Origin of the sequence: Desulfonispora thiosulfatigenes DSM 11270, from assembly GCF_900176035.1 — a bacterium.
Lineage (GTDB): Bacteria > Bacillota > Peptococcia > Peptococcales > Desulfonisporaceae > Desulfonispora > Desulfonispora thiosulfatigenes.
This window is the reverse complement of record NZ_FWWT01000022.1, coordinates 235,419-258,224: the sequence shown is the minus strand read 5'-3', so window position 1 is coordinate 258,224 and position 22,806 is coordinate 235,419. Positions and strand designations below refer to the sequence as shown.

The following is a 22,806-nucleotide window of genomic DNA, read 5'->3' as shown; positions in this document are numbered from 1 at the left end:
TTTAGCTCCCCCTTAATAATAAGCCTAAAGAAAATAAAGGTAAACCCTTACTTTCCTCAACATTAGGAAGTATTATTCTTTTATCAATAGACAATTCACCTCTACTAATATGAAGCTTAAGCTCCTTTTCAAACAAATCACAAATATGATCATTTGCTTGATTACCAAATAAATATATTCTATGTATATCTTCTAAATTGAATTGGTTCTTTAAAAAGGTTAAAACTCCTTCATATTCATTCACTATCTCTTTAGTCATTTCAGTTTTAATTTCAAAATTATGAACAAAAAAGACTTTCTTATTGACAATAAAACTAAAAATCCCTCGCTGATTATTTAAAAATATTAAGCAGGCATTCTTTTCTTTTTTACTCTTTAAATATTTAAAGATATATTTAAATATTGTTCCTTCTGTATCTACAATATACGGAACTAAACCTACATTAGCTATAAAATCACAATGTTGTTCAATTATATGCTTTTTTATCGCCACTAATAAAATCTGTATTATTTCTTGCTTTTGGTTATTATCTTTATTAACTATTTGATAATCATAGATTAAATCTTCTAAATTTAGAGGAATATATTTAATTATTTCCCACCGCAAGGTTTTGATAATTTCTTCAGTTGGCATGCTCGGAATTGTAATACTACGTGTTATTACATCTTTACCACCTAAGACAATTTGAACCTTTGCTTTTTGTAACTGATTTTGCCCAACAAAATCCAATAATTCTTGTCGGTCATAATTAATCGTTTGAGTTTTTTCTATTTGATAACTACCTTTTACTAAAGCATAAATTATTATATGTAATTTATTTTCTTCAATATGAAGAGCCAATCTTTTTCGATTAAAAAACAATCTATACACTCCTTTATTAATTTATTACCACCAATCTATTAACTTCACCTCATAAACTGCCTCATTTTCTTCTGTAAGTGTTTTATTTATTTCTACTTTAGCATTTAATTCTTTTTTGCCTTCCTTCGCTTGACCTAATGAGGTAATTTTCACGATATTATTTTCACTATTTTGTTCATATGTAACTTTATAATTGCCTGTTTCCAAAGTATTTGTATAATTCTCAAATGAAGTAGGATTATTTTTAATATTCACTAATGCTTCCTCTAAACCTGCTTCAGCTAGATAATAGGACTGTATCCCTTTTAATGAATTATTTGAGATATAATACTCATTTGTACTTAAAGTTAAAGTAGCCCCTCCCCATATTCCAAGCATAATTAAAATAAATAGAGAAAATACCAATGCAGATCCTTGCTCATCTTTTAATAGATGGTTTAACCTTCTTTTACAAAAGAACCAAAGCTTTTCCATTTTAATTGCACTCCTGAATTAAGCTCTATTTTCTTCCCACTAGGCATGAAACCTAAAATAGTAATATCAATATAGGTAATATCTTCTAGGTTTTGATAACCTTCTTTAGGCTTAAATATTATTTTGTCAATAAAATTAGCGATAGGGGCTTTTGAGTTTGGACTAAAACGATATAAATTATTTCCTGATATTTGATAGAGATGTTCGGTTGCCTGGGGGTCTTTATCTAATTCATAAGTGAACGTTTCATTATTACGAGTTTTTATCTTAATCATCTTTTCATTAATCTCTAATATCTGACGAGCTTTTCTAATTTCAGTGGTAAGGTTATATAAAGCAAAACGGAGGTTTTGTTGTAATTCAATTTGATTCTTAAAATTAGTAAATGTCTGTACACCTGTTACTAATAATCCTCCTAAAGCAGTTGTTAGAAAAGTAATAAGCAATATCACCACCATTATTTCAAGCAAAGTAAAACCTTTATTATTCATGATAATTACCTACTTTAGTTATCAATTGAACATTTTGATTTTCATTATAAACTTTTACCGCAATAGTGTATAAAATATCTTTTTGAGAAACTGTTATTTCAGATATAAATCCATCTTCTTTTCTTACGTAAATAGCGGAACTTTGTAAATTAGATGCAAAAGTGTTAATATTGTTTTTTTCTCTTTCTAAAATTTCTTGAGCTTTTAAAATAGCTTCATATTTCTCTTTACTTGTACTTAGAGTTTGAAAATTAAAAGTAAACATATGCATCATTGGTATTAAAGCAATACTAATAATAACCATTACCACCATGATTTCTATTAGTGTCATTCCGTTTTGACTTTTCACTTAAACACCTCATATAGTTGATATTCTAAATCTACCCCTATTATAAACATAAACATATAGTTCTTCTCCATATTGATTTTTTAAAATTACTTTTCCGTTGGCCTTAGGTTTACCATTACTAATAAATAAAATTTGTCCATAATTCCCAAATTTAGCATAGTCCATTTTAATATCTTGTGGAAATTTAATTAGTTTGTCAGTTATGAAATTTTTATTTTTTACTGACTGAACATAATACCCGCTTAACCTTGTTTTTCTAACATCCTTACTAAAAATTATTTTAGTTTTACCTTCCTGAGTAATGGACGTTTCTTGAGCATATCTTAGATCTGAAATAAGCTCATGTGCTATAGATTTTAATTTATAATTAGCAATAAGTTTGGAAACATTTAAAGAAACTTGACTTGTAATCAACCCAATAATAATGATAACAATCATTAATTCAAGAAAAGTAAAACCATCTTGTCTTTTTAGAACGCTTTTAGATATAAAGCCCATATTTGATCACCTACTAAAAATACAATTAACGTTGCAAATACAATAAAAGGGCCAAAAGGCAGGCCTTGCTTTCGGTTTTTAAACTTCATCATAATCAAAATTATCCCAATTACACTACCTATTAAGGCACTAATAAAGATAATTAAAGCAATCCCAGGAAATCCAAACCATAGGCCTAAAATTGAGATTAGTTTAATATCTCCCCCACCCATCCCTCCTCCAGAAAAAATTTGTAAAATTAAAAAGAATACCCCTGCTAAAATAAATGAAAGTGCTGCATTTAAGAAATTAAACGGTCTAGTTGTTAGATGAAAAGCTAGTCCTAATATTAATAATCCGAATACTATACTATTAGGTATTAAATAGTATTTTAAATCTGTTAAAGTAATTACTAATAAGCTAGAAAATAACAAACTATAAAAAATTGCAGCTAAGTTAATCCCAAATAGATAAAAAATACCTAGATAAATTACAGCTGAGCTTAATTCTAGTAAAGGAAACTTATTTAATATTTTAACACTACAATTCCAAAATTTATCTAGGCTAAAAAGTGTAATTCTCCCCATAACTAACCCTGTCATAAATATAAGTACATATATCATTTCCAATCCTCGCTATCTATACTGTTAATTTAAATTTATCTGTTTTTTTAATTAGTTTTATTCCTTATCTTTTTTAGGATCTTCACTATTTTCAGTTTTACTAGCTTCGACTGTGCCGTCTTTTCCAAGTTTATAATCATTATCCCAAGGATCATTAGGAATGCTTTTTAAATATTTACTTTTTAATTTATCTAAGCTATCTGGATATTTACCCTCATCCATTTTATATAATTCTACTGCTGTCTCGATAATTTTAATATCTGCTTTTGCTTTAGCCTCTTTTGCAACCTCTACCTTGTCTCCTAAATTCCACATAGTTAAAGAAGCTAATAATCCTAAAATTACAATTACCACTAATAATTCCACTAAAGTAAAACCTTTTTGATTTTTTTAAGTTTTATTAAACGTAAAAACAATTTTAACAGACCTCCAAATAAATTTTAATAATCTCCTAAATGATTAATAGCACTAAACATGGGCATTAAAACTCCAATAATTATAGTACCTACAATAACCCCTAGGATTACCAATAGAATTGGTTCAATTAATTTAGGTAATCTCTCAGCCGTATAATCAATTTCTTGGTCAAACTTAGTTCCTACTTTAAATAACAACTCATCTAACTCACCAGAACTTTCACCGATAGCGATCATTTGTAACCCTAATGGATGAATACATTTACTTGTTTTCAAACTTTCATATAAATTCACTCCTTTTTGTATTTTTTCTTGGGCTAAAATAATTTCTTTTTTAAACAAAGTATGATTTATAGTTTTTTCCCCTATTTCTAAAGCCTTTAATAAGACAACTCCACTGTTTAAAAGTTTAGCTAGTATATGACAAAACCGAGTAGTTATTATTTTTTGACTAAATTCATTTAAAAATGGAGTTTTAAGGATTAAATGTTCTAAAAACTTTTTGCCCTTTATGGATTTAACAAAATAGTATATCAAAAAAATAACACTAAACATTAAAATCCAGATAACAGCCCAATATTTGCGCAAAATTAAACTAAGCTTTAAGACTAAAATTGTTCCCAGTGGAAGATTTGCATCTATATTTCCCAATATATTTGCAAAAATAGGTATAACAAAAATAAAAATAATATTTAAAGCTAATATAGATATCAAGAAAATAATTATAGGATAAGTTAAAGCTGTCTTAATCGTATTTCTTGTTTTAATTTCTTTTTCAAAGTGATCGGCCAGTCGCTCTAGGGAAACATCTAAAAACCCTCCTACTTCTCCAGCTGTAATTAAATTCGTCATTATAAGAGGTACCTTTTTACTTTCTAACGCACAAGCATCACCCAAACTTAATCCAAGATGTAAATGGTTAATTAAATTTTTGGTGAATTTATGTATTCTCTTAGATGTTTTATTATTAATAATTATTTCTAAGGCCTTTAAAATTGGAATTCCAGAAGATAACAAAAAGGCTAATTGTCTACAAAAAACCTCTAGTTCTTTTAGCTTTAACTGCTCAGAATTCAGGAAATTAAGATTTACGTTTAAATTTCTAAAACTAAAAGTACCTTTAACATTTTTTATCTCGATAATAAATAATTCTAGTTTCTGTAATTGTAAAACAGCATTATTTTTATCATTTCCTTTAATAGTTCCTCGAGTTAAATTTCCATATTTATCTCTTGCTTTATAATTAAAATTCAGCATTCGCATCACCACTATTATCAATTATTGCCATATGTCCATAAATTTAATCTCATTTGTACATAAGAAAACCAGCCCCTAAAGGTTTATTGGGCTGGCTAGACTTTAATTATTTAGATTTACAGTTAAGTTATTCTGATAACTTCAGATAAGGTAGTGATACCTTCTAAAGCTTTAGTGATTCCATCTTGTTCCATAGTAATTAAACCGTTATTAAGAGCAGATTTTTTAATTGTTTCATCATCAGCTCCATTTAGTAATAATTTTCTTTCATTTGCTGAAACTTTAAAGACTTCTTGAATTGCTATTCTTCCCTTAAAACCTGTATAGTTACATGCGCTACATCCAGTAGCATAAGCAAGCTTGATTTCGTGTTTAGTATGTTTTTTACTTAAAAAAATAAATTCTGGTGAAGTCTTTTCTGGTATATAGCTTTCTTTACAGCTAGGACATACTTTTCTTACTAACCTTTGTGATATAACTGCCATCACAGACGATGCCACTAAAAAAGACTCTACCCCCATATTAACGAGTCTATTTAAAGCACTTGTTGCGTTATTTGTATGTAATGTAGAAAAAACCAAATGACCTGTACTAGAAGAACGTACAGAAATTTTGGCTGTTTCCTGGTCACGTATTTCACCTATCATAATTATATCAGGATCTTGCCTGACAATTGACCTTAGTCCTTTTGAAAAATCAAGGCCTGCCTTTAAATTACACTGAACTTGATTTATCCCCTTTAAAACATACTCTACAGGATCTTCAATTGTAATTATATTTTTGTGTATAGAACCTATGTAATTAAGTGCTGCATAAAGGGTCGTCGTTTTGCCACTACCAGTAGGTCCTGTTACTAAAATTAAACCATACGGATAATTAATAATTTCTTTAAATCTTTCTAGTTGTATTTTAGAAAAACCTAATTTACTAATATGTAATAAGTCTTGTCTTTTATCTAAAATCCTAACTAATAACTTTTCTCCAAAAATAGTAGGCAAAGAAGAAATTCTTAGATCAATTTTATTTTCTTCTACTTCAATCTGTACTCTACCATCTTGAGGCAAACGACGCTCAGCTATATCCATTTGACCAATTAGTTTGATTCTCGAAACCAAAGGCAATATTTTTTCTTTAGGAAGTCCTAAATATTCCTGTAACATACCATCTATTCTAAACCTAATTTTTAAGTCTTCTTCTGTAGGCTCTATATGTATATCACTAGCGCCTTTTCTCACAGCTGAAGAAATAATATCATTCACAATCGAAATAATCGACATATCTTCTAAAGTTATACTGTTTTCTAACTCAGAGGTTATTTCATTTTTACTATTTGATTCATTATTATACTGATTACTTTTTGCGTACAAGGCATCATCACCTCAGATTTTTATACTTTAAAAACTAACCATGCGCTTTACTTTGTCCTTTAAGAAATTCTAAGATTTCATTTATTATTTCATCAAAATTCAAATCAGAAGTGTCAATTATATAATCTGAACAACTATATAATCCTTCCCTTTCTTTTAATAAGGTTATAATATTTTGATATGTATCTCCTTTTTTAAGAAGAGGCCTATTATTTCTTCTTTTTACTCTATCATGGATAACTTCTGGTCTTGCATTTAGACATATTAATACCCCTGTATTTCTTAATATATCAATATTCACAGGGTCTAAAACCATTCCTCCTCCAGTAGCAATTATGCAATTAGTTTTATTAGCTAATTTATTTACCATTAAGTTTTCTTCTGATCTAAAACGTGTCTCTCCATGCTTTTTAAAAATTTGCTCTATTGTCATTCCTGTCACAGTCTCAATTTCTTGATCTGTATCAAAAAAATCCATATTTAAAATACTTGATAACCGTCTACCAACTGCTGTTTTCCCAGTTCCCATAAAACCTATTAAGATTATATTACCTTTATTATTCATATGCATCACCCCTGCTTCATTTTATGTCTCCTATGTTTTAGCTTAATACAAACTTATTAGTATCTATCCATTACTATTAATATTCATTATCTATTTTTTTATCCATATTTTATAAGAAAATAACTAACAATATTAAAAACCTCCTATATGTAATTGCATATAATTATCCATGTATAAATTTTCCATACATACAGCTTATTTCCTCTTTTTTCTTTTCTTAAAAAGATTGTATTTTCTACAAATATAGACATAAATATTACAAAAAACAGGCTTTGTCTAAAGTAATAGACTAAAACCTGCAATGATTAATATAGAGTTTTAATTATAATTTTTTCAACAAGTCTTACAAATTTAGTACCAATAAACTCTTTATTACTTATTGGTAGTACTAAGACTGTCGTTATTCCTACCCGTTTTCCTCCAAAAATATCTGTAAAAAGTTGATCACCTATAACAGCAGTATTATTAATATTTGTATCTATAATTTTCATGGCTTTTACAAATGATTTTTTACTTGGTTTTAAAGCATTTGCAACAAAGGGTATACCTAAACCTTCCAGGGAATTATTTATTCGATCAAAACTGTTATTTGAAACAACACAGACCTTAAATCCCTTTTTTTGCACCTTATCTAACCAATCTGTAACTTCTTTTGATATTTCAATAGTATTCCAATTAGTAAGTGTATTATCTAAATCAATAATTAAACCTTTAATACCATAAGTTTTTAAATCATCAATAGGTATTTCAAATAGGGAGGGTGCATAATAATCTGGTTTAAAATATGATAACAAGAAATTACCTCCTAAACCACTAAGACTCCTACTATTTTTCTCGTACAATAATATATTTATACTTTAGTTTTCACCTAAATATGATTTTCTAACCTCATCGTTACTAGCTAACTCTTTTCCTGGACCTTCTAAAACTATTTTTCCGGTTTCAAGAACATAAGCATAATCAGCAATTTTTAAAGCTGCTTGAGCATTTTGCTCTATTAATAAAACAGTAATACCTTCTTTATTTATTTCTTTAATTATATTAAATACATCTTTTACGATTAAAGGAGCTAGACCAAGAGATGGTTCATCCATCATTAATACCTTTGGTCTAGACATAAGAGCCCTACCTATAGCAAGCATTTGTTGCTCACCACCAGATAATGTTCCAGACATTTGCTCTGTCCTTTCTTCTAGTCTTGGAAACAAACTATAAATATATTTAATATCTTTTTCAATCTCGCTTTTATCATTTCTTAAAAAAGCACCTAATTTTAAATTTTCAAGTACTGATAAATTAGCAAATACTCTTCTTCCTTCTGGTACAAGGGTTATACCTCTTTTAACTACTTCCGTTGTTTTTAAATTCGTAATGTCTTCACCATTAAAGGTTATTTTTCCGCTTTTAGGTTTAACTAAAGAACTAATTGTACGTAAAGTAGTGCTTTTACCTGCTCCATTAGCACCAACTAATGTAACAATTTTATTTTCTTCTACTTCCATGTCTATGCCTTTTAATGCATGAATACCACCATAATAAACATTTAAGTCTTCTAATTTAAGCATCTATGTCCACCCCCAAATAAGCTTCAATAACTTTAGGATTACTTTGAATTTCTTTAGGTGAACCTACTGCAATAGTAACTCCATGATCTAATACTGTTATATTTTCACATATTCCCATTACAACTTTCATATGATGTTCAATCATTAAGATAGTTAATTTAAATTTATCTCTTATTTCTTTAATAAAATGCATCAATTCCATAGATTCTTGAGGATTCATTCCGGCTGCCGGTTCATCTAAAAGTAACAGTTTAGGATTTGTAGCTAGGGCTCTAGCTATCTCTAATCTTCGTTGCTTACCATAGGGTAGGGAAGTAGCAAGTTCATGGGCTACATCTTCTAATTGTACTTCTTTTAATAATTGATACGCTTCATCATATGCTTGTTTATCTTTTCTTTTATAACTAGGAGACATTATAATTGACTCAAAAATATTAACGCCCATTCTTAAATGTTTAGCTACTATTACATTTTCTAACACACTCATACTGGAAAATAATCTTATATTTTGAAAGGTTCTTGCTACTCCTAAATTAGTTATTTTGTTAGGTTTATAAGGAGTAATATCTTCATTATTAAAATACACATGACCTTTTGTAGGTGAATAAACACCTGTGATCATATTAAAAGCAGTTGTTTTTCCGGCACCATTAGGCCCTATTAAACCTGCAATTTGTCCTTCTTTTACATCAAGAGAAAGACCAGAAACTGCAGTTAGTCCACCAAATTGCATAACTAAATTATCTGTTTTTAGCATACTTTTATTTTGCATTTCTATCTTCCTCCTTTGCTAGATGTAGCTTTCTGATTACCCAGTCCCAATTAAATTCTTTGGTACCCATAATTCCTTTTCTATAGAATAGGATAACTGCTAAAAGCATAATTGAAAAAATAACCATCCTCATTCCTGGAATTCCTGGAATCACCATAAACCCTAAATTTAAAGGTTGCTCAACTACCCTTAAAGCTTCCATCATCACAGTAATTAAAACGCCTGAAATTACTGAACCTGTTATACTACCTAACCCACCAATTACAACTATCATTAACACTTGGAAGGTAAGTAAAAATCTAAACATAATTGGATTTATCGTGGTAATCAAGATAGCAAGTAATGCTCCTCCGACACCTGCAAAAAAAGCACCTATCATAAAGGATAAAACCTTATATTTAAAAATATTAATTCCCATAGCTTCAGCAGCTATCTCATCATCTCTGATAGCTTTAAAAGCTTTTCCAAAGCTAGAATTAATAATATTTTTCATAATAAAGATAACTAAAATTGCAAGTCCCCAGTTCCACCATAAATTTGTTTGCATAGGTATTCCTTTTAATCCCAAAGCACCATTTGTTATCGTAGTTGTATTAGTAAAAATAACCCTAATTATTTCTCCAAAACCAAGTGTAGCTATTGCTAAATAATCTCCTCTTAATCTAAGAGTAGGTAAACCAATTAATAGTGCCACAAAAGCAGCAAGCACTCCTGCAATAATTAAACTAATAAATAAAGGTAGCTGGATATTAGCTAAAGGTTCCCAAATAGAGTACATATAAAAATTCATTTCTTTAGTGCTTGGTGACATAGTTAATAGAGCCACTGTATAAGCACCGATCGCCATAAAACCAGCATGTCCTAAAGAAAATAAACCTGTAAATCCATTTATTAGATTTAAACTAATACCTAAAATAACATAAATTGCTGATAAATTTAAAATACGTATACTATAATCATCTAAGTAATTATCAGCTAAAAATATCATTAAAGCTGCTAGAAGTAGTGTTCCAAATGTAAGCATGTACTTAATTTTTTTATTTTTTATCATATTTACACCTTCTCAGTTGTTTTTTCGCCTATGATACCTGTAGGCTTAAATAATAAAATCACTATCAATAGTATAAATGCAAAAGCATCTCTATATCCTGATAAAGCAGGTAAAAAAGCAACTAATAAGATTTCACCTAAACCTAAAATAAAACCACCTATAGTAGCTCCTGTCACACTACCAATTCCCCCTACTACTGCTGCAATAAAACATTTTAAACCTGGCATTACACCTAGTAAAGGATCAATTCTTGGATATTTCATTCCCCACATAATTCCACCTACGGCAGCTAGTGCTGAACCAATTATAAAAGTAAAAGATACTACTTTATCTACATCGATCCCCATAAGTCTAGATGTTTCAAAATCTTTAGATACTGCTCGCATAGCCATTCCCATTTTCGTTTTGCTAATTAAAAAATTCAAGATAATTAAACATATAGCCGTTACTATTGGAATGATAAAGGTTAAGCTCATAATCTTTACATTACCAAAGGTAAGCATTTTACCAAAAATATCAGGCGTAGGAAAAGTTCTAGGTCTACCAGAAAAAATAACCATGCCTAAGTTTTGTAAAAGAAAGGAAATTCCAATCGCAGAAATTAATACAGATATTCTAGGTGCCGTCCGCAGTGGACGATAGGCTGCTTTTTCAATTCCTACACCAATTAATGAAGTTATAACAATTGCTAATAAAAAACTTATATACCATGGTAAATTAAATACGGTAAATCCAAATATTGCAACATACGCGCTAATCATAAAAATATCACCATGGGCAAAGTTAATTAATCTTAAAATCCCATATACAAGTGTATAACCAATTGCAATAAGAGCATATAAACTGCCTAAAGAAATTCCATTAGCTAAGTTTTGTAAAAAGTTATCTAATACCAAATTTTTCACCCCTTAATGTTCTATCAAAACAATAAACTACCTCCCCTCCAAATTAGGAAGGAAGGTAGTTAATTAACTATTTAGGTTCAACAACAGATTTAAATACAGCTTTTCCATTTTCTATTTGGTTAATAATAGCACTCTTAAGAGCATCACCATTTTCATCCAAACTGATAATTCCTGTAGAACCTTCGAAATCTTTTACATCTGCTAAAATATCTCTTATTGCTTGTGGATCAGTACTATTTGCTTTTTCGATTGCATGTAAAGCTATAATGTAAGTATCAAAACCAAGTGCTGCAAAAGCATTAGCCTTTTTACCATATTCTTTTTCATATTCGGCTAAGAATTTTTTTGTCATTTCAGTTACTGGAGCATCAGCTGTAAAATGAGAACTAAATAATATTCCATTAGCCGCTTCTCCTGCTACATCAATAAACTCTTCAGCTTCCCATGTATCTCCACCTAAAATTGGAGTTTTAATATCCATTTGTCTTGCTTGTTTAACAAGTAATCCTGATGGACCAAAATCTCCTGGTGCAAATATTACATCTGGATTAGCTTTATTTACTGTAGTTAATTGAGAGTTAAAGTCATTATCCATTTTTTGATAATCTATTTCTGATACAATCTCTCCACCTAATTCAGTAAATGCATCCTTAAAGAATTTAGCTAAACCTATTGAATAGTCGCCGCCATTTTCTCTAATTATTGCTGCTTTTTTTGCACCTAATTCGTTAAAAGCATATTTAGCCATTACTGTTCCTTGGAATGGATCAATAAAACACACTCTAAAATAATAATCATTATCTCTTGTTACAAGAGGATTAGTAGGAGAACAACCAATAACCGGAACATTTTTTTCTTTAGCTACTTGTCCACCAGCCATAGCAAGTCCACTACTATAACTTCCTAAAATAACACTAACTTTATCATTATCGATTAACTTAGTTACTGCATTTGCCGCTTCTACTTGTTCTGACTTATTATCTACAGTTACAAGTTCTACCTTTTTACCCAATATTTCTGGATACAATTTATTAGCTAATTTCATACCATCATAAGTCATTTGTCCCCCAGCTGCGTTATCACCAGTTAAAGGTTCATAGACACCTATCTTAATTACATCTTCTGCTCCTTCATTGGTTTTTGCGTCTTGGTCAGTATTACTACAACCAAATGCCATCAGGGATAAAACTAGTAAGCTAACTACGAAAAACACACTTCTTTTTCTTAACATTTCTTATCCTCCCTAAATAAAGTTTTCAGTGTACAATGTCCTCCATATGTGGAATTGTATATCTACATGAAAGACTATCATTTTATAAAGGAAAAATCAATAAAATTTTTTTTAGTGTATAAATTAAGAGTATTAGAAAAATGATAAGATTCTTGCATGTACATGGACATATTTTTACCAAATTTACTTAATTAAGCAAAGTGATTGTATCCCCCTGCTTTTAATTGAGTTCTTTGATTATCCTTGATTAAAAATACTCCCTTTTCTTTCGTCACTTTACCTATATTATAAAGTGAACGGTTGAACACCTTTTCATAAGTAGTATTAAGCTTTTCAAAATCATCTTTATGTATAGTTCCCACCAACTGAAAATCTTCTCCCCCATATAAAGCCCATTCGAGTGGATTTTTCTTAGTAATAAGCGCTAATTCTTTGGCTTCATTTGATAGTGGAATTTTATCTTCATAGATTTCTATACCGACATTACTTGCTTCAGCTATTTCCCTAGCTTCACTAGCTAAACCATCGCTAATGTCATTTAAAGCATGTAATCCCCTAGCTTGATTTAATAATTCAACTTCTTTTAGACAAGGTTCAGGCTGATAATGTTTTAGTAAAAGCTTTTCTTTACTTTGTTCTTCTAATAACAAATCATTGTTTAAAACAATTTCTAGGCCAGCAGCTGAATCTCCTAAATTACCGGTTGTAAAAACAATATCATCTATCTTAGCCTCAGATCTTAAATGAAGATGTTCTTTTTTTACTTTACCAAATACACTTACATTTATTACTAACCCATCTTTTGTAGAAACAGTGTCACCGCCAACAATATTAGCATTATACTTTTTACATATATCACTTATCCCCTGATATACTTGTTCAATTTCTTCTAAAGAATTTTCTTTTGGAAAACCTATGGAAATCATTACTCCTGTTGGATAACCACCCATAGCTGCAATATCACTAAAATTAACTGCAACTGATTTATAACCAATTTGATAAGGAGTACTCTTATTTTTCAAAAAATGGACATTTTCAATTAACATATCACAAGAGGCTAAAAGATAATTCTTTTCATCTAAAGGAAGAACAGCACAATCATCGCCAATTCCAACAATTATCTCGCTAGGATTAAAAATACTATCTTTAGTTACTCTTTTAATAAACCCAAATTCTCCTATGTCTTTTAAATTCATAAATGTATCCTTTCTGCATTTACATATTTTATTTTATTATTAAATTTTACTTATTTATATTTAACTTTAATAAGATTATCGATTATATCTTGGGGAACAAATGTATCTCCTAATTCTACCTGTGTAATACTACCATGATAATCAGAACCACCTGTCATTAATATATTATATCTTTTGGCTATTGTTTTATAATTTTCTATCCACTCTTTTGCCTTATCCCCAAAATAGTGATAAAAAACTTCTATCCCAATTCTATACTTTGCTATTATTTGTTCTACCAGATAATCATCTCCAATTAAAGCTGGATGCGCTAATACTGGTATTCCACCATTTTCCCTTATAAATTCAATTGCATTTTCTAAAGGATTAAGTCTAAATGGGATATAATCTGTACCCTTAGTATTGAAAAAATTGTAAAAATCCTCTTGTGTAAGTTGTAAATCATTTTCTCTAATTGTCTTTATAATGTGTCCTTTAGTAATAGCTACATCAGTATTAAATTTATTTTCTATCATCTGCCAATTGAGATTTATTCCTGATTTGTTTATTTTTTCGACAGTGTAATAGGAAACTTCTGTGCGGGCTTTGCGCAGCTTTTTTAATTCATGTTCAAAACTATCATCTATGGTATTAATAAAATAACCCAGTAAATGTATTTCCTTGCCCTGATAGTAAGTATGTAATTCTACACCAGGAATAATCATTAAATCTTCTTGCCACTTTTCCTTAATTAATAATAATTCTTTATAACCTTCGGTACTTTCATGATCAGTTAAACTTATATATTTCAATTTTTTTTCTAAAGCTTGATTTAAAATATTTTGAGCTGATTTAGTTCCGTCTGAAGCAGTAGAATGGATGTGTAAATCTATAAAATTATTCACAATTATCAGTCCTTGAGTTTTGTTTTTAATTAAAAAATTATCTTTAATTTTATCATAACCAGAATTATCTTGCTAATTAATATTTAAGTTACTAAAAGGGACTTTGATAAGTCCCCTTTTAAGATTTATTATTTTATTATATTCTCTGCTATTTTTTGGGGTACTATTTCATAATGAGAAAAACTAATCTTAAATGAACCACGGCCATGGGTTATTGATCGTAAATCAATTGTATAGTTGTGCATTTCCTGTAAAGGTACATTAACCTCTATCATTTGTTGCTCTTTCTCTGTGGTCATACCTAATATTTTAGCCCTTTTAGTATTTAGATCACCAATAATATCTCCCATAAATTGTTCTGGTGCAATGATTTGTGCGTTCATAATTGGTTCTAATAAGACAGGATTAGCCTTTTCCATCGCCTTTTTAAAAGCTTGTTTGGCAGCTATCTTAAATGATATTTCATTTGAATCAACAGGGTGATAAGATCCATCAACTAAGGTAGCACTAATATTAGTAACTGGATATTTGGCTAAAATTCCTTCTAACATTGCTTCTTTAATCCCTTTTTCCACGGCTGGGAAATAGCTTTTAGGAACCGCTCCTCCAAAAACTTCTGCTTTAAAAAAGAAATGCTCATCAGGATAAGGTTCTATTACAAGCCATACATCTCCATATTGACCTGCCCCACCACTTTGCTTTTTATGTTTTCCTTGTGCTTTTATAGATTTAGTTATAGTCTCACGATAGGGTACTTTTGGAGTATTCATTAGTATTTCTACGCCAAATTTTGTGTGTAATCTTTCTGCTAAAATTTCTAAGTGCATTTCTCCTAGTCCACTTATAATTGTTTCTTTGGTTTGTGGATTTCTTTCTAATTTTAAACTTGGATCTTCTTCTAATAGCTTTGTTAAAGCTATTGCTACTTTATCTTCATCACCTTTATATTTTGGAATAATGGCTACTTGATATGTTGGTAGAGGAAAATAAATTTCTTCACATATATAATTCTCCTTTGAACATAAATTATGCCCTGTTAAAGTACTATGTAATTTGTTAATAGCTACAATATCTCCAGCCCTTGCTTCATGAATTATTTCCTGCTTTTTACCTCTCATTAAAAGTAAATTCCCGACCTTTTCATCCTCTTCTACTGTAGCATTATAAACAGTACTGTTACTACTTAATCTACCAGTCTTGATCCTAATAAAATTAACCTTACCTACATATGGATCAGCTAGGGTTTTAAAAACTAAAGCAATTAAAGGTTCATCATCAATATTCTTCTCTGCCATGTCTAAAGGTGATGGTAAATACTCAACCATAAATTCAATTAAGCTATCAATTCCTATATTATTCAAAACAGAACCAATTAAAACAGGGAATAAACTACCTTCTTTAATCATTTTTTTGATTGATTCTTTTAGTTCTAAAAGGGTAATATCTTCTCCTTCTAAATACTTTTCTAAAAGATAATCATCATTTTCAATAACAGTTTCTACTAAAGCATCATAATGTTTTTTTGCTTTACTTTCTAATTCTACTGGAATACTGGTTTCTATCATTTTACCATTTTTAAAACTATATGCCTTTTGACCTATAACATCAATAATCCCGTCAAATTCGTTTCCTGAACCGATAGGTAAATGGATAGGCATTATTCTTTTATCTAGTTTATCATTTAAATTATCAATTAGTTGTTTAAAGTCTACATTATCTCGATCAAGTTTATTAATAAATATTGTACATGGTTTATTTTTTTCAGTAATTAGTTTCCAATAAATTTCAGTTTGTACTTGAGCCCCTGAAAATGCACACACGATGAGTAAAGAATTATCAACTGCCTCTAATGTACTATATACTTCGCCTATAAAATCATTATATCCTGGAGTATCAATTAAATTAATTTTGTATTCATTCCAGTAAAATGGTGCAAGACTTGATGTAATAGATATCTTTCTTTTAATTTCTTCTGGTAAGTAATCTGATACAGTTGTTCCTTCATCAACTTTTCCGATCCTACTAGTTAAACCCGTGGCAAATAATATAGCTTCAGTTAAAGAAGTTTTACCTGTTCCTCCATGACCCAATATACCTATATTTCTGATTTTTTCACTCCCATACCATTTCATAAAGCCCCTCCCCACTAAATAACTAATTAGGATTTTATAAAATACTATTGCAAAAATTTATATTAAGAACAGGTTTTATATTATAAATATTTGCATAAGTATTTAAAAAGGCTTTAAAGAAGAGTGGATATATGGGAAAACATACTTTTATACAAGGTGCTTTAATTCTATTTGTTTCTAATATTTTTGTTAAAATTATAGGGTTCATTTACCAAGTACTCATTATTAGATTAGCTGGTACAGAAGCAGTTGGTTTATTTAACATGATTTTTCCTTTATATATAACTATTTTAGTATTAACCTCTGCTGGCCTTCCAATAGCTATATCTAAGATTGTGGCCTATCATATAGGTCAAAATAATTATAAAAAAGCACTCAAAACATTTAAAATTACTTTAGTACTTTTAACTACATTTTCAGTAACGATCTTTATATTAATCATTTTATTTTCAAGCAAAATACTTAATCTTTTTTATGCAGATAATCGTGTACTCTGGTGCTTTTATGCTATGTCACCTGGAATTATTATTGTTTCTTTAAGTTCTGCATTTAGAGGTTTTTTCCAAGGACTTCAAGACATGGTTCCTCCAGCTATAAGTCAGTGTATCGAACAAATTGTAAGGTTTGTAGTTGGAATTTACTTAATTTACAAACTACAAGCTTATGGAATTAAAATGATTGCTCTAGGACTTTCGGTAAGTATGATCTGTGGAGAAATAATCAGCCTATTACTTATGTTAGTGTTTTTCAAATTTAAACTGAAAAAGTTATTACCTAATTTAAATACGTCATCCCTTAATAGTAATTCAGGAAAAAGATCAATTATTAAAGAACTATTTGGCTTTGGCTTACCCATAACTATGACTCGCCTTGTGTCAAGTATAGTTTTAACTGTTGAAGCAAGCTTAATACCTCTCATTTTACAAAAATCTGGGTTTAGTTTAAGTCAAGCAGCCAGTAGTTACGGACAATTTTCTGGAGTTGCAATCACTTTATTAACTATACCAACTGTATTAACATTTTCACTTGCAACCTCTTTGATTCCTTCTATATCTGAAGCTGAAGCCCAAGGTGCACTGCCAATGTTAAGAGCTAGAAGTACTGAAGCACTTAGGCTCACTTATGTATTTGGACTTCCAGCTGCCATTGTTCTATTTCTAAAAGCTACTGAAATTAGTACTATCTTTTTTAATCTACCAGAAAACGGAACTACACTAAAAATCTTGTCTTTTGGAGCTATCTTTCTTTATTTAATTCAAACTTCTAATGGCATTTTACAAGGTTTAGGGCTTGTTAAAAGTGTTTTCATTAATACAACTATTGGCGCTATAATAAAAATAATAGGAATAATTTTCTTAGTATCAATTCCTGAATTAAATATTAATGGAGCAGCTCTTGCGTTTACTTTTAGCTTCATTATTGTTAGTTCTCTTAATTTATTAACAGTTCATAAAAATACAAACTTTTATTTCAAAACTAGTCAAATATTGATACCCTTTTGCTTAGCCCTTGTTATGGGTGCTATGATTATCTGGCAATGTAATATATTAAGTCCTTATTTATCTGAAAAAGCATTTACTTTATGGAGCATTTTAAGTAGTGGATTGTTATATGTACTTTTAAGCACTTTATTTGGCCAATTAAATTTAAAATCTCTAATAAAAAATAAGGACTAAAAGTCCTTATTTTTTAAATTCCATTCATTTACTTTTTCTATTAATTGATAATTTGTTAAATCAAGATGAATAGGGGTTATCGAAACATAATTATTTTTAATTGCAATTATATCTATTTCTTCGTCAGTTAAATCGCTTTTTAAAGCTTTTCCCTTTAATAGATAATAATCATTTTTTTCATCATCTGTTTCTTTTACATATATGTTTTTATACTTTCTTTCACCTAGTTTTGTAGCTTTAAATCCCTTAAGTTGAGATTTTTCAATGTAAGGAATATTGATATTTAAAAGTGTGTCGTGGGCTAATCTTTTTGTTAGCATCTCTTTACATAAATATTTAACGACATCCTGGGCAAGCATAAAATCATTACCTACATATGTATCAAGTGAAAATGCTAAAGCTGGGATATCATGAATTACTGATTCTATTGCTGCTGATACAGTTCCTGAATATAGTACATCAGTACCTAAATTTGCCCCTTTATTTATACCTGATACTACTAAATCAGGGGGAGTTCTAAGTAAAGAATTTAAACCTAGTTTGACGCAATCAGCAGGGGTACCATCTATTGCAAAAGCATTTATATTTTGACCCCAATCATATCTACTAACCTTGATAGGTTCGATTACTGTAATACCATGCCCACATGCACTTTTTTCTTGAGTTGGTGCAACTACTGTAATAGTAGCCACTTCTTGTAAACTATTAACTAATTGCTTTATCCCTTCTGCTTTTATTCCATCATCATTTGTTACTAAAATATGCACGAAAGATTAACCTCCATTATTCTATTACACCAAATTCTTCTAGTGGCCAATAGGTAAAAACCACCTTTCCCTTTATCTGATTTTCATCTAACCACTTTCCCCATAAATGACTATCATAACTTTCATTTCTATTATCTCCAAGGACATATAAACAATTTTCTGGAATCAACGTGGGTCCAAAATCATAATTTGGTTTTTCAAAGATATAATTTTCTTTCATTTTTTGATCATTTATATATACATAACCATCTTTAACTTCTATTTTATCTCCAGCTATCCCTATTATTCTTTTCACATAATCTTTATCTTCATTTTCAACAGGAGGGGTAAATACAATTATATCTCCTCTTTTTGGATTTTGATATTTATAAGCTAATTTGTTTACTAAGACCCTTTGATTAACTTTAATAGTTGGTACCATAGATGTAGTAGGCACATATCTAGTTTCCATAATCAAACTCTGTAATAAATACGTAAGAATAAATGCAAGAATTACAGTAATTAAAAGATCTTTTGATAAAATTATAACCTTTTTCAATAAAGACACCTCTGATTATGTTTCATAAATAGTTAGTTAAGTTATTTCATTATAGCAAAAGTAAAAAATTTGTACCAGTTAATACTATAATAATCCATGTTTATCTTAATTTAAACCTAAGGCCTTATTATAACAGTCGACTGCCTTCTCATATGAGTTAACAGAATCGTACACCTTGCCTAAAAGTCCCCAGGCATCTTTATTTCGTGGTTCTTGTTTAATAATTGTTTCTAATTGGTCAATTGATTCTGTCTTATATCCATAAGTATATAAACACCCTGCTAAATTATAACGAATAATTGAATTAAGTGGATCTAGAGCTAAAGAACGATAATAGTACTTAATTGCATCATCTAATTGCTTTATTTTTTCTAAACACCAAGCTGCGTTATTTAATGACGTTATATCTTTAGGATTTAAAATTAAAATTTTCTCATATAATCCTAATGCTTCTAAATACATGCCCATTTTTCCCTTTATAGAGGCCATATTAGCCAATTCCTCTATATTCTCATTGTCTAATTCTAATGCTTTTTCATAAAACTTATATGCTTCTTCTAAATTATCTAACTCATAATTACACATACCTAAGCAGCTATAAAGCTCAGCATTTTTAAAATTATACTTTTCAGCTTTTAGAAAATAGTCTTTAGCTTCTTTAAATTTATTTAATTTTAAATGTGCCATGCCTTGATTAAATAATAAATCAGGATTTTTGGGCTTAATTTTTAATCCTTCTTTAAATGATTCCATAGCTAAGATTATTTGCTCTAACGCTAAATGTGTAGTTCCTTTTTTATTCCAAATTAAAAAGCTTTTATGATTAAATTCCAGAGCTTTTTCAAAACAAGTTAATGCTTCTTCATATGATTCTTTTTTTATATACAGTTCACCTTTTACTACCCAAGCATCAGCAGAATTTGGTGTTTTTTCTAATGTTTCTGATATTAAGTTCTTAGCCTCATCAAAGTTTCCGATAGTTTTTTCAATTGCACTTAACCATAATAAATATTTAGGCTGTCTGTATCCAAACTCAACTGCTTTTCTAAAATGTTTTAATACATTTTCAGAATCATTTAAATTCATGTAACCTACACCTAAACGCCAGTGTAAATCGGGATTTTCAGGTTCTAGCCTTAAAAGGTCTAATAACTTTACAACAGAAATATTATGTTTTCCCTGCCAATTCTTAAAAGAACTAAAACTTAAACAATATAACTTAAAAAGTTTTTTATATATAGAATTTTTACTTAACACATTATGCCCCTTAATCATGTCTACCCCTCTTTCTTCTCTTTCATTTGTCTGACATTATTTTGGGTTGGTACTTTCTTTATTTCTGGATTGATTATTACAATTCCTTCCTTTTATTCCAGTTAATTTCTTGTTTTTTCTGACTATTTTCGCATTTAATCAAAAATACAAAATAATTACAAATTAATAATTTTACAAAGTTGTAACACATATTATTAATTTTCAAACATAAATTTAGATTACAAGAATAAAAGGAGGCTAGGATCATGACTAGAGCTATTGAAGGAATCAAGGGACGCGCTATTTTAAAAGGGGCATTAGGTGCTATAATTATCTCATTTGTTTTAACATTAATTATTACACTAACCTTGCACTTTTCATCATTATCAGAAAGCTATATACCTGCTTTGGCTAGTTTAATCTTTTTTGTAAGTATTCTTTTAGGTAGTACAATATCATCTAAAATAGCAGGTTCTAAAGGATTGTTGCATGGACTGGGGGTAGGTCTTACTTATCTTGCATTTGCATTAATTATAGGCTCTTTTATAGCTGGAGATACTTTTTCAGGAGGCTTATTGGCTAAGAAAATTCTTTATGCTGTATTAGGTAGTGGTTTAGGTGGAGTTATCGGTGTAGGATTAGCAGGTAATTAATTTTTCAAGAGGAGCATTTAGCTCCTCTTTTAATTTACAATTTTTCTTAAAACACCTCTTAAAAATTCTGGTAAAGGAATATAATAAATCTTCATAAATCATTCACCTCTCTTTGGTTAATAAAAAACTTTTTCTCTTTTAGTTTATTAAAGTTGATAATAAAAAGTTCTTTATTTATTCCATTTGTAGTGAATAAAGTTAAAAACGAAAGAAAAAATATTGAGTAACAATTATTAAATAATAAAATTAAGCACATAGTTATATAACTCGAAAATAAAGATAATTTAATGTTTTTAAATATAATAAATATTCCTAAAAATATGGCTAGGGGTATTTTTACGAGTACTATATCATAACCAAACCAAATTCCCCATAGCAAGATAAATTCACTCCCCCCCGTGATTCCAGGTCTTGCTCCTAAGAAATTTCCTAGTAATAAAAGCAACGCTAAAATAAATTTATCTGAACTATCTGCATTAAATATAATAAAAAATCCTTTGCAAAAGTTTAGAGTAATGCAAACCAATAAAAATAATATTCCTAATTCTTGGAAAACTATTTTATATTTAATATGGCTTAAAAATTCACCTAATATATTGTAAAGAATTCTAGCATCATTTAAGAAAAAACTAAATAAAAATACCCATAGATAATATACCATTTTATCTCTCCTATGCTTGTCCTTATTCTACAAGTATATTATGCATATAATTTAAATTTAGAACAAAAAAAGTGGCTATCAGCCACTTTAATATTTTGGTACTTTTAAATTACTTACCATTAGGTAAGCTAGAAGTAATGTAAATACGGAAAAAAACAAAACAGATAACGGAAGTCTGCTAGCTATTAAAACAGCTAAAGCTAATAAAGATCCAGCAAAGGTAATTGGAACTCCAATAAAATGATCATTAATGTCTAAAACATTAAATCTAGCTAAGCGTATTGCACCACAGAGAGCAAATATTAATGCAATAATGAGACCACTTGGTCCTATAGCTTGTAAAGAGCTACCATAAACTAAAAGCGCTGGTGCCACACCAAATGAAACTAAATCACATAAAGAATCTAATTGCTTCCCAAAATTAGAAGCTACATCTAGTTTCCTCGCAATTTTACCATCCATACCATCCATCATCATAGCTAATAATATTGAAATAGCTGCAACTGTATATTGTTCATTCATCGTATAATTCAAAGAAATAATTCCTAATAATAAATTAGATAGAGTAACCATATTAGGGATGATAATTTTAGTACCCATTACTAATCTCCCCCTTAAATTGAAATATAAAATTTTCTAC

Annotated in this window: 26 protein-coding genes and 1 pseudogene; 2 read left to right on the top strand and 25 right to left on the bottom strand. The window is 29.3% G+C overall.

All coding sequences use genetic code 11. The features are described 5' to 3' along the window. Position 1: 1 nt before the first annotated feature. From pilM to fusA, 20 genes and pseudogenes are all read right to left on the bottom strand, one after another. Positions 2 to 862 carry a type IV pilus biogenesis protein PilM gene (gene pilM / locus B8965_RS10130; protein ID WP_159446330.1) on the bottom strand — a complete coding sequence of 287 codons (861 nt, stop codon included), beginning with the start codon at positions 860 to 862 and terminating at the stop codon, positions 2 to 4. Positions 863 to 886: 24 nt separating this feature from the next. Next, positions 887 to 1,336 carry a pilus assembly PilX N-terminal domain-containing protein gene (locus B8965_RS10125; protein ID WP_084054077.1) on the bottom strand — a complete coding sequence of 150 codons (450 nt, stop codon included), beginning with the start codon at positions 1,334 to 1,336 and terminating at the stop codon, positions 887 to 889. Then, positions 1,300 to 1,827, bottom strand: coding sequence for a PilW family protein (locus tag B8965_RS10120; protein ID WP_084054076.1), 528 nt, complete (start codon positions 1,825 to 1,827; stop codon positions 1,300 to 1,302). Before B8965_RS10120 ends, B8965_RS10125 begins: the two co-directional genes overlap by 37 nt. Further along, the gene (locus B8965_RS10115; protein ID WP_084054075.1) at positions 1,820 to 2,176 is read right to left on the bottom strand and encodes a type IV pilus modification PilV family protein; all 357 of its coding nucleotides are present in this window, start codon (positions 2,174 to 2,176) and stop codon (positions 1,820 to 1,822) included. The genes B8965_RS10120 and B8965_RS10115 overlap by 8 nt, the downstream gene beginning before the upstream one ends. A gap of 9 nt (positions 2,177 to 2,185) precedes the next feature. Further along, positions 2,186 to 2,674 (bottom strand): prepilin-type N-terminal cleavage/methylation domain-containing protein, encoded by a 489-nt coding sequence (locus B8965_RS10110; RefSeq protein WP_084054074.1) that lies wholly within the window; start codon positions 2,672 to 2,674, stop codon positions 2,186 to 2,188. Then, complete coding sequence (locus tag B8965_RS10105; RefSeq protein ID WP_159446329.1) at positions 2,647 to 3,255, bottom strand: prepilin peptidase; 609 nt, start codon at positions 3,253 to 3,255, stop codon at positions 2,647 to 2,649. Before B8965_RS10105 ends, B8965_RS10110 begins: the two co-directional genes overlap by 28 nt. Before the next feature lie 78 nt (positions 3,256 to 3,333). Beyond that, positions 3,334 to 3,591 (bottom strand): type II secretion system protein GspG, encoded by a 258-nt coding sequence (locus B8965_RS10100; protein WP_278336356.1) that lies wholly within the window; start codon positions 3,589 to 3,591, stop codon positions 3,334 to 3,336. A 6-nt stretch (positions 3,592 to 3,597) separates the two neighbouring features. After that, positions 3,598 to 3,657, bottom strand: a pseudogene (locus tag B8965_RS12985) (prepilin-type N-terminal cleavage/methylation domain-containing protein); the annotation flags it as partial. A gap of 59 nt (positions 3,658 to 3,716) precedes the next feature. Beyond that, positions 3,717 to 4,949, bottom strand: a complete 1,233-nt coding sequence (locus tag B8965_RS10095; protein ID WP_159446328.1) for a type II secretion system F family protein — start codon at positions 4,947 to 4,949, stop codon at positions 3,717 to 3,719. 122 nt (positions 4,950 to 5,071) lie between these two features. Further along, positions 5,072 to 6,316: a GspE/PulE family protein gene (locus B8965_RS10090; protein ID WP_084054070.1), complete on the bottom strand. Its 1,245-nt coding sequence runs from the start codon at positions 6,314 to 6,316 to the stop codon at positions 5,072 to 5,074. Positions 6,317 to 6,350: 34 nt separating this feature from the next. After that, positions 6,351 to 6,881 carry a shikimate kinase gene (locus tag B8965_RS10085; RefSeq protein WP_084054069.1) on the bottom strand — a complete coding sequence of 177 codons (531 nt, stop codon included), beginning with the start codon at positions 6,879 to 6,881 and terminating at the stop codon, positions 6,351 to 6,353. Positions 6,882 to 7,186: 305 nt separating this feature from the next. Next, a complete protein-coding gene (locus tag B8965_RS10080) occupies positions 7,187 to 7,675 on the bottom strand; it encodes a YqeG family HAD IIIA-type phosphatase (RefSeq protein WP_084054068.1) in 489 nt (162 codons plus the stop codon). A 63-nt stretch (positions 7,676 to 7,738) separates the two neighbouring features. Continuing rightward, a complete protein-coding gene (locus tag B8965_RS10075; protein WP_084054067.1) occupies positions 7,739 to 8,446 on the bottom strand; it encodes an ABC transporter ATP-binding protein in 708 nt (235 codons plus the stop codon). Beyond that, positions 8,439 to 9,218, bottom strand: coding sequence for an ABC transporter ATP-binding protein (locus tag B8965_RS10070; protein ID WP_084054066.1), 780 nt, complete (start codon positions 9,216 to 9,218; stop codon positions 8,439 to 8,441). Before B8965_RS10070 ends, B8965_RS10075 begins: the two co-directional genes overlap by 8 nt. Beyond that, positions 9,208 to 10,269 (bottom strand): branched-chain amino acid ABC transporter permease, encoded by a 1,062-nt coding sequence (locus tag B8965_RS10065; RefSeq protein WP_084054065.1) that lies wholly within the window; start codon positions 10,267 to 10,269, stop codon positions 9,208 to 9,210. Before B8965_RS10065 ends, B8965_RS10070 begins: the two co-directional genes overlap by 11 nt. A 2-nt stretch (positions 10,270 to 10,271) precedes the next feature. Next, the gene (locus tag B8965_RS10060) at positions 10,272 to 11,165 is read right to left on the bottom strand and encodes a branched-chain amino acid ABC transporter permease (RefSeq protein ID WP_084054064.1); all 894 of its coding nucleotides are present in this window, start codon (positions 11,163 to 11,165) and stop codon (positions 10,272 to 10,274) included. 76 nt (positions 11,166 to 11,241) lie between these two features. Then, the gene (locus B8965_RS10055) at positions 11,242 to 12,405 is read right to left on the bottom strand and encodes an ABC transporter substrate-binding protein (protein WP_084054063.1); all 1,164 of its coding nucleotides are present in this window, start codon (positions 12,403 to 12,405) and stop codon (positions 11,242 to 11,244) included. A gap of 191 nt (positions 12,406 to 12,596) precedes the next feature. Further along, a complete protein-coding gene (gene thiL, locus B8965_RS10050) occupies positions 12,597 to 13,601 on the bottom strand; it encodes a thiamine-phosphate kinase (protein WP_084054062.1) in 1,005 nt (334 codons plus the stop codon). 50 nt (positions 13,602 to 13,651) lie between these two features. Further along, entirely contained in the window at positions 13,652 to 14,485 is an 834-nt protein-coding gene (locus tag B8965_RS10045) for a PHP domain-containing protein (RefSeq protein ID WP_084054061.1), read from the bottom strand. 128 nt (positions 14,486 to 14,613) lie between these two features. Then, the gene (fusA, locus tag B8965_RS10040; RefSeq protein ID WP_084054060.1) at positions 14,614 to 16,617 is read right to left on the bottom strand and encodes an elongation factor G; all 2,004 of its coding nucleotides are present in this window, start codon (positions 16,615 to 16,617) and stop codon (positions 14,614 to 14,616) included. Between the two features lie 131 nt (positions 16,618 to 16,748). On the opposite strand from fusA, the gene spoVB reads away from it, so the two are divergent. Continuing rightward, complete coding sequence (gene spoVB, locus B8965_RS10035) at positions 16,749 to 18,293, top strand: stage V sporulation protein B (protein WP_084054059.1); 1,545 nt, start codon at positions 16,749 to 16,751, stop codon at positions 18,291 to 18,293. Here the strand turns inward: spoVB and surE are convergent. From surE to B8965_RS10020, 3 genes are all read right to left on the bottom strand, one after another. Beyond that, positions 18,290 to 19,060, bottom strand: coding sequence for a 5'/3'-nucleotidase SurE (surE, locus tag B8965_RS10030; RefSeq protein ID WP_084054058.1), 771 nt, complete (start codon positions 19,058 to 19,060; stop codon positions 18,290 to 18,292). The genes spoVB and surE overlap by 4 nt on opposite strands. Positions 19,061 to 19,076: 16 nt before the next feature. After that, complete coding sequence (gene lepB, locus B8965_RS10025) at positions 19,077 to 19,598, bottom strand: signal peptidase I (RefSeq protein WP_084054057.1); 522 nt, start codon at positions 19,596 to 19,598, stop codon at positions 19,077 to 19,079. 105 nt (positions 19,599 to 19,703) lie between these two features. Beyond that, positions 19,704 to 20,873: a tetratricopeptide repeat protein gene (locus B8965_RS10020; protein WP_084054056.1), complete on the bottom strand. Its 1,170-nt coding sequence runs from the start codon at positions 20,871 to 20,873 to the stop codon at positions 19,704 to 19,706. 245 nt (positions 20,874 to 21,118) lie between these two features. Here B8965_RS10020 and B8965_RS10015 point away from each other — a divergent pair, with 245 nt between their 5' ends. Then, positions 21,119 to 21,505 (top strand): TIGR04086 family membrane protein, encoded by a 387-nt coding sequence (locus B8965_RS10015; protein ID WP_084054055.1) that lies wholly within the window; start codon positions 21,119 to 21,121, stop codon positions 21,503 to 21,505. 91 nt (positions 21,506 to 21,596) lie between these two features. Here B8965_RS10015 and B8965_RS10010 read toward each other — a convergent pair whose 3' ends face one another. Together B8965_RS10010 and pssA are read right to left on the bottom strand one after the other, a co-directional pair. After that, entirely contained in the window at positions 21,597 to 22,166 is a 570-nt protein-coding gene (locus B8965_RS10010; protein ID WP_084054054.1) for a hypothetical protein, read from the bottom strand. A gap of 87 nt (positions 22,167 to 22,253) precedes the next feature. Next, positions 22,254 to 22,766, bottom strand: a complete 513-nt coding sequence (gene pssA / locus B8965_RS10005; RefSeq protein ID WP_084054053.1) for a CDP-diacylglycerol--serine O-phosphatidyltransferase — start codon at positions 22,764 to 22,766, stop codon at positions 22,254 to 22,256. Between the last annotated feature and the right edge of the window lie 40 nt (positions 22,767 to 22,806).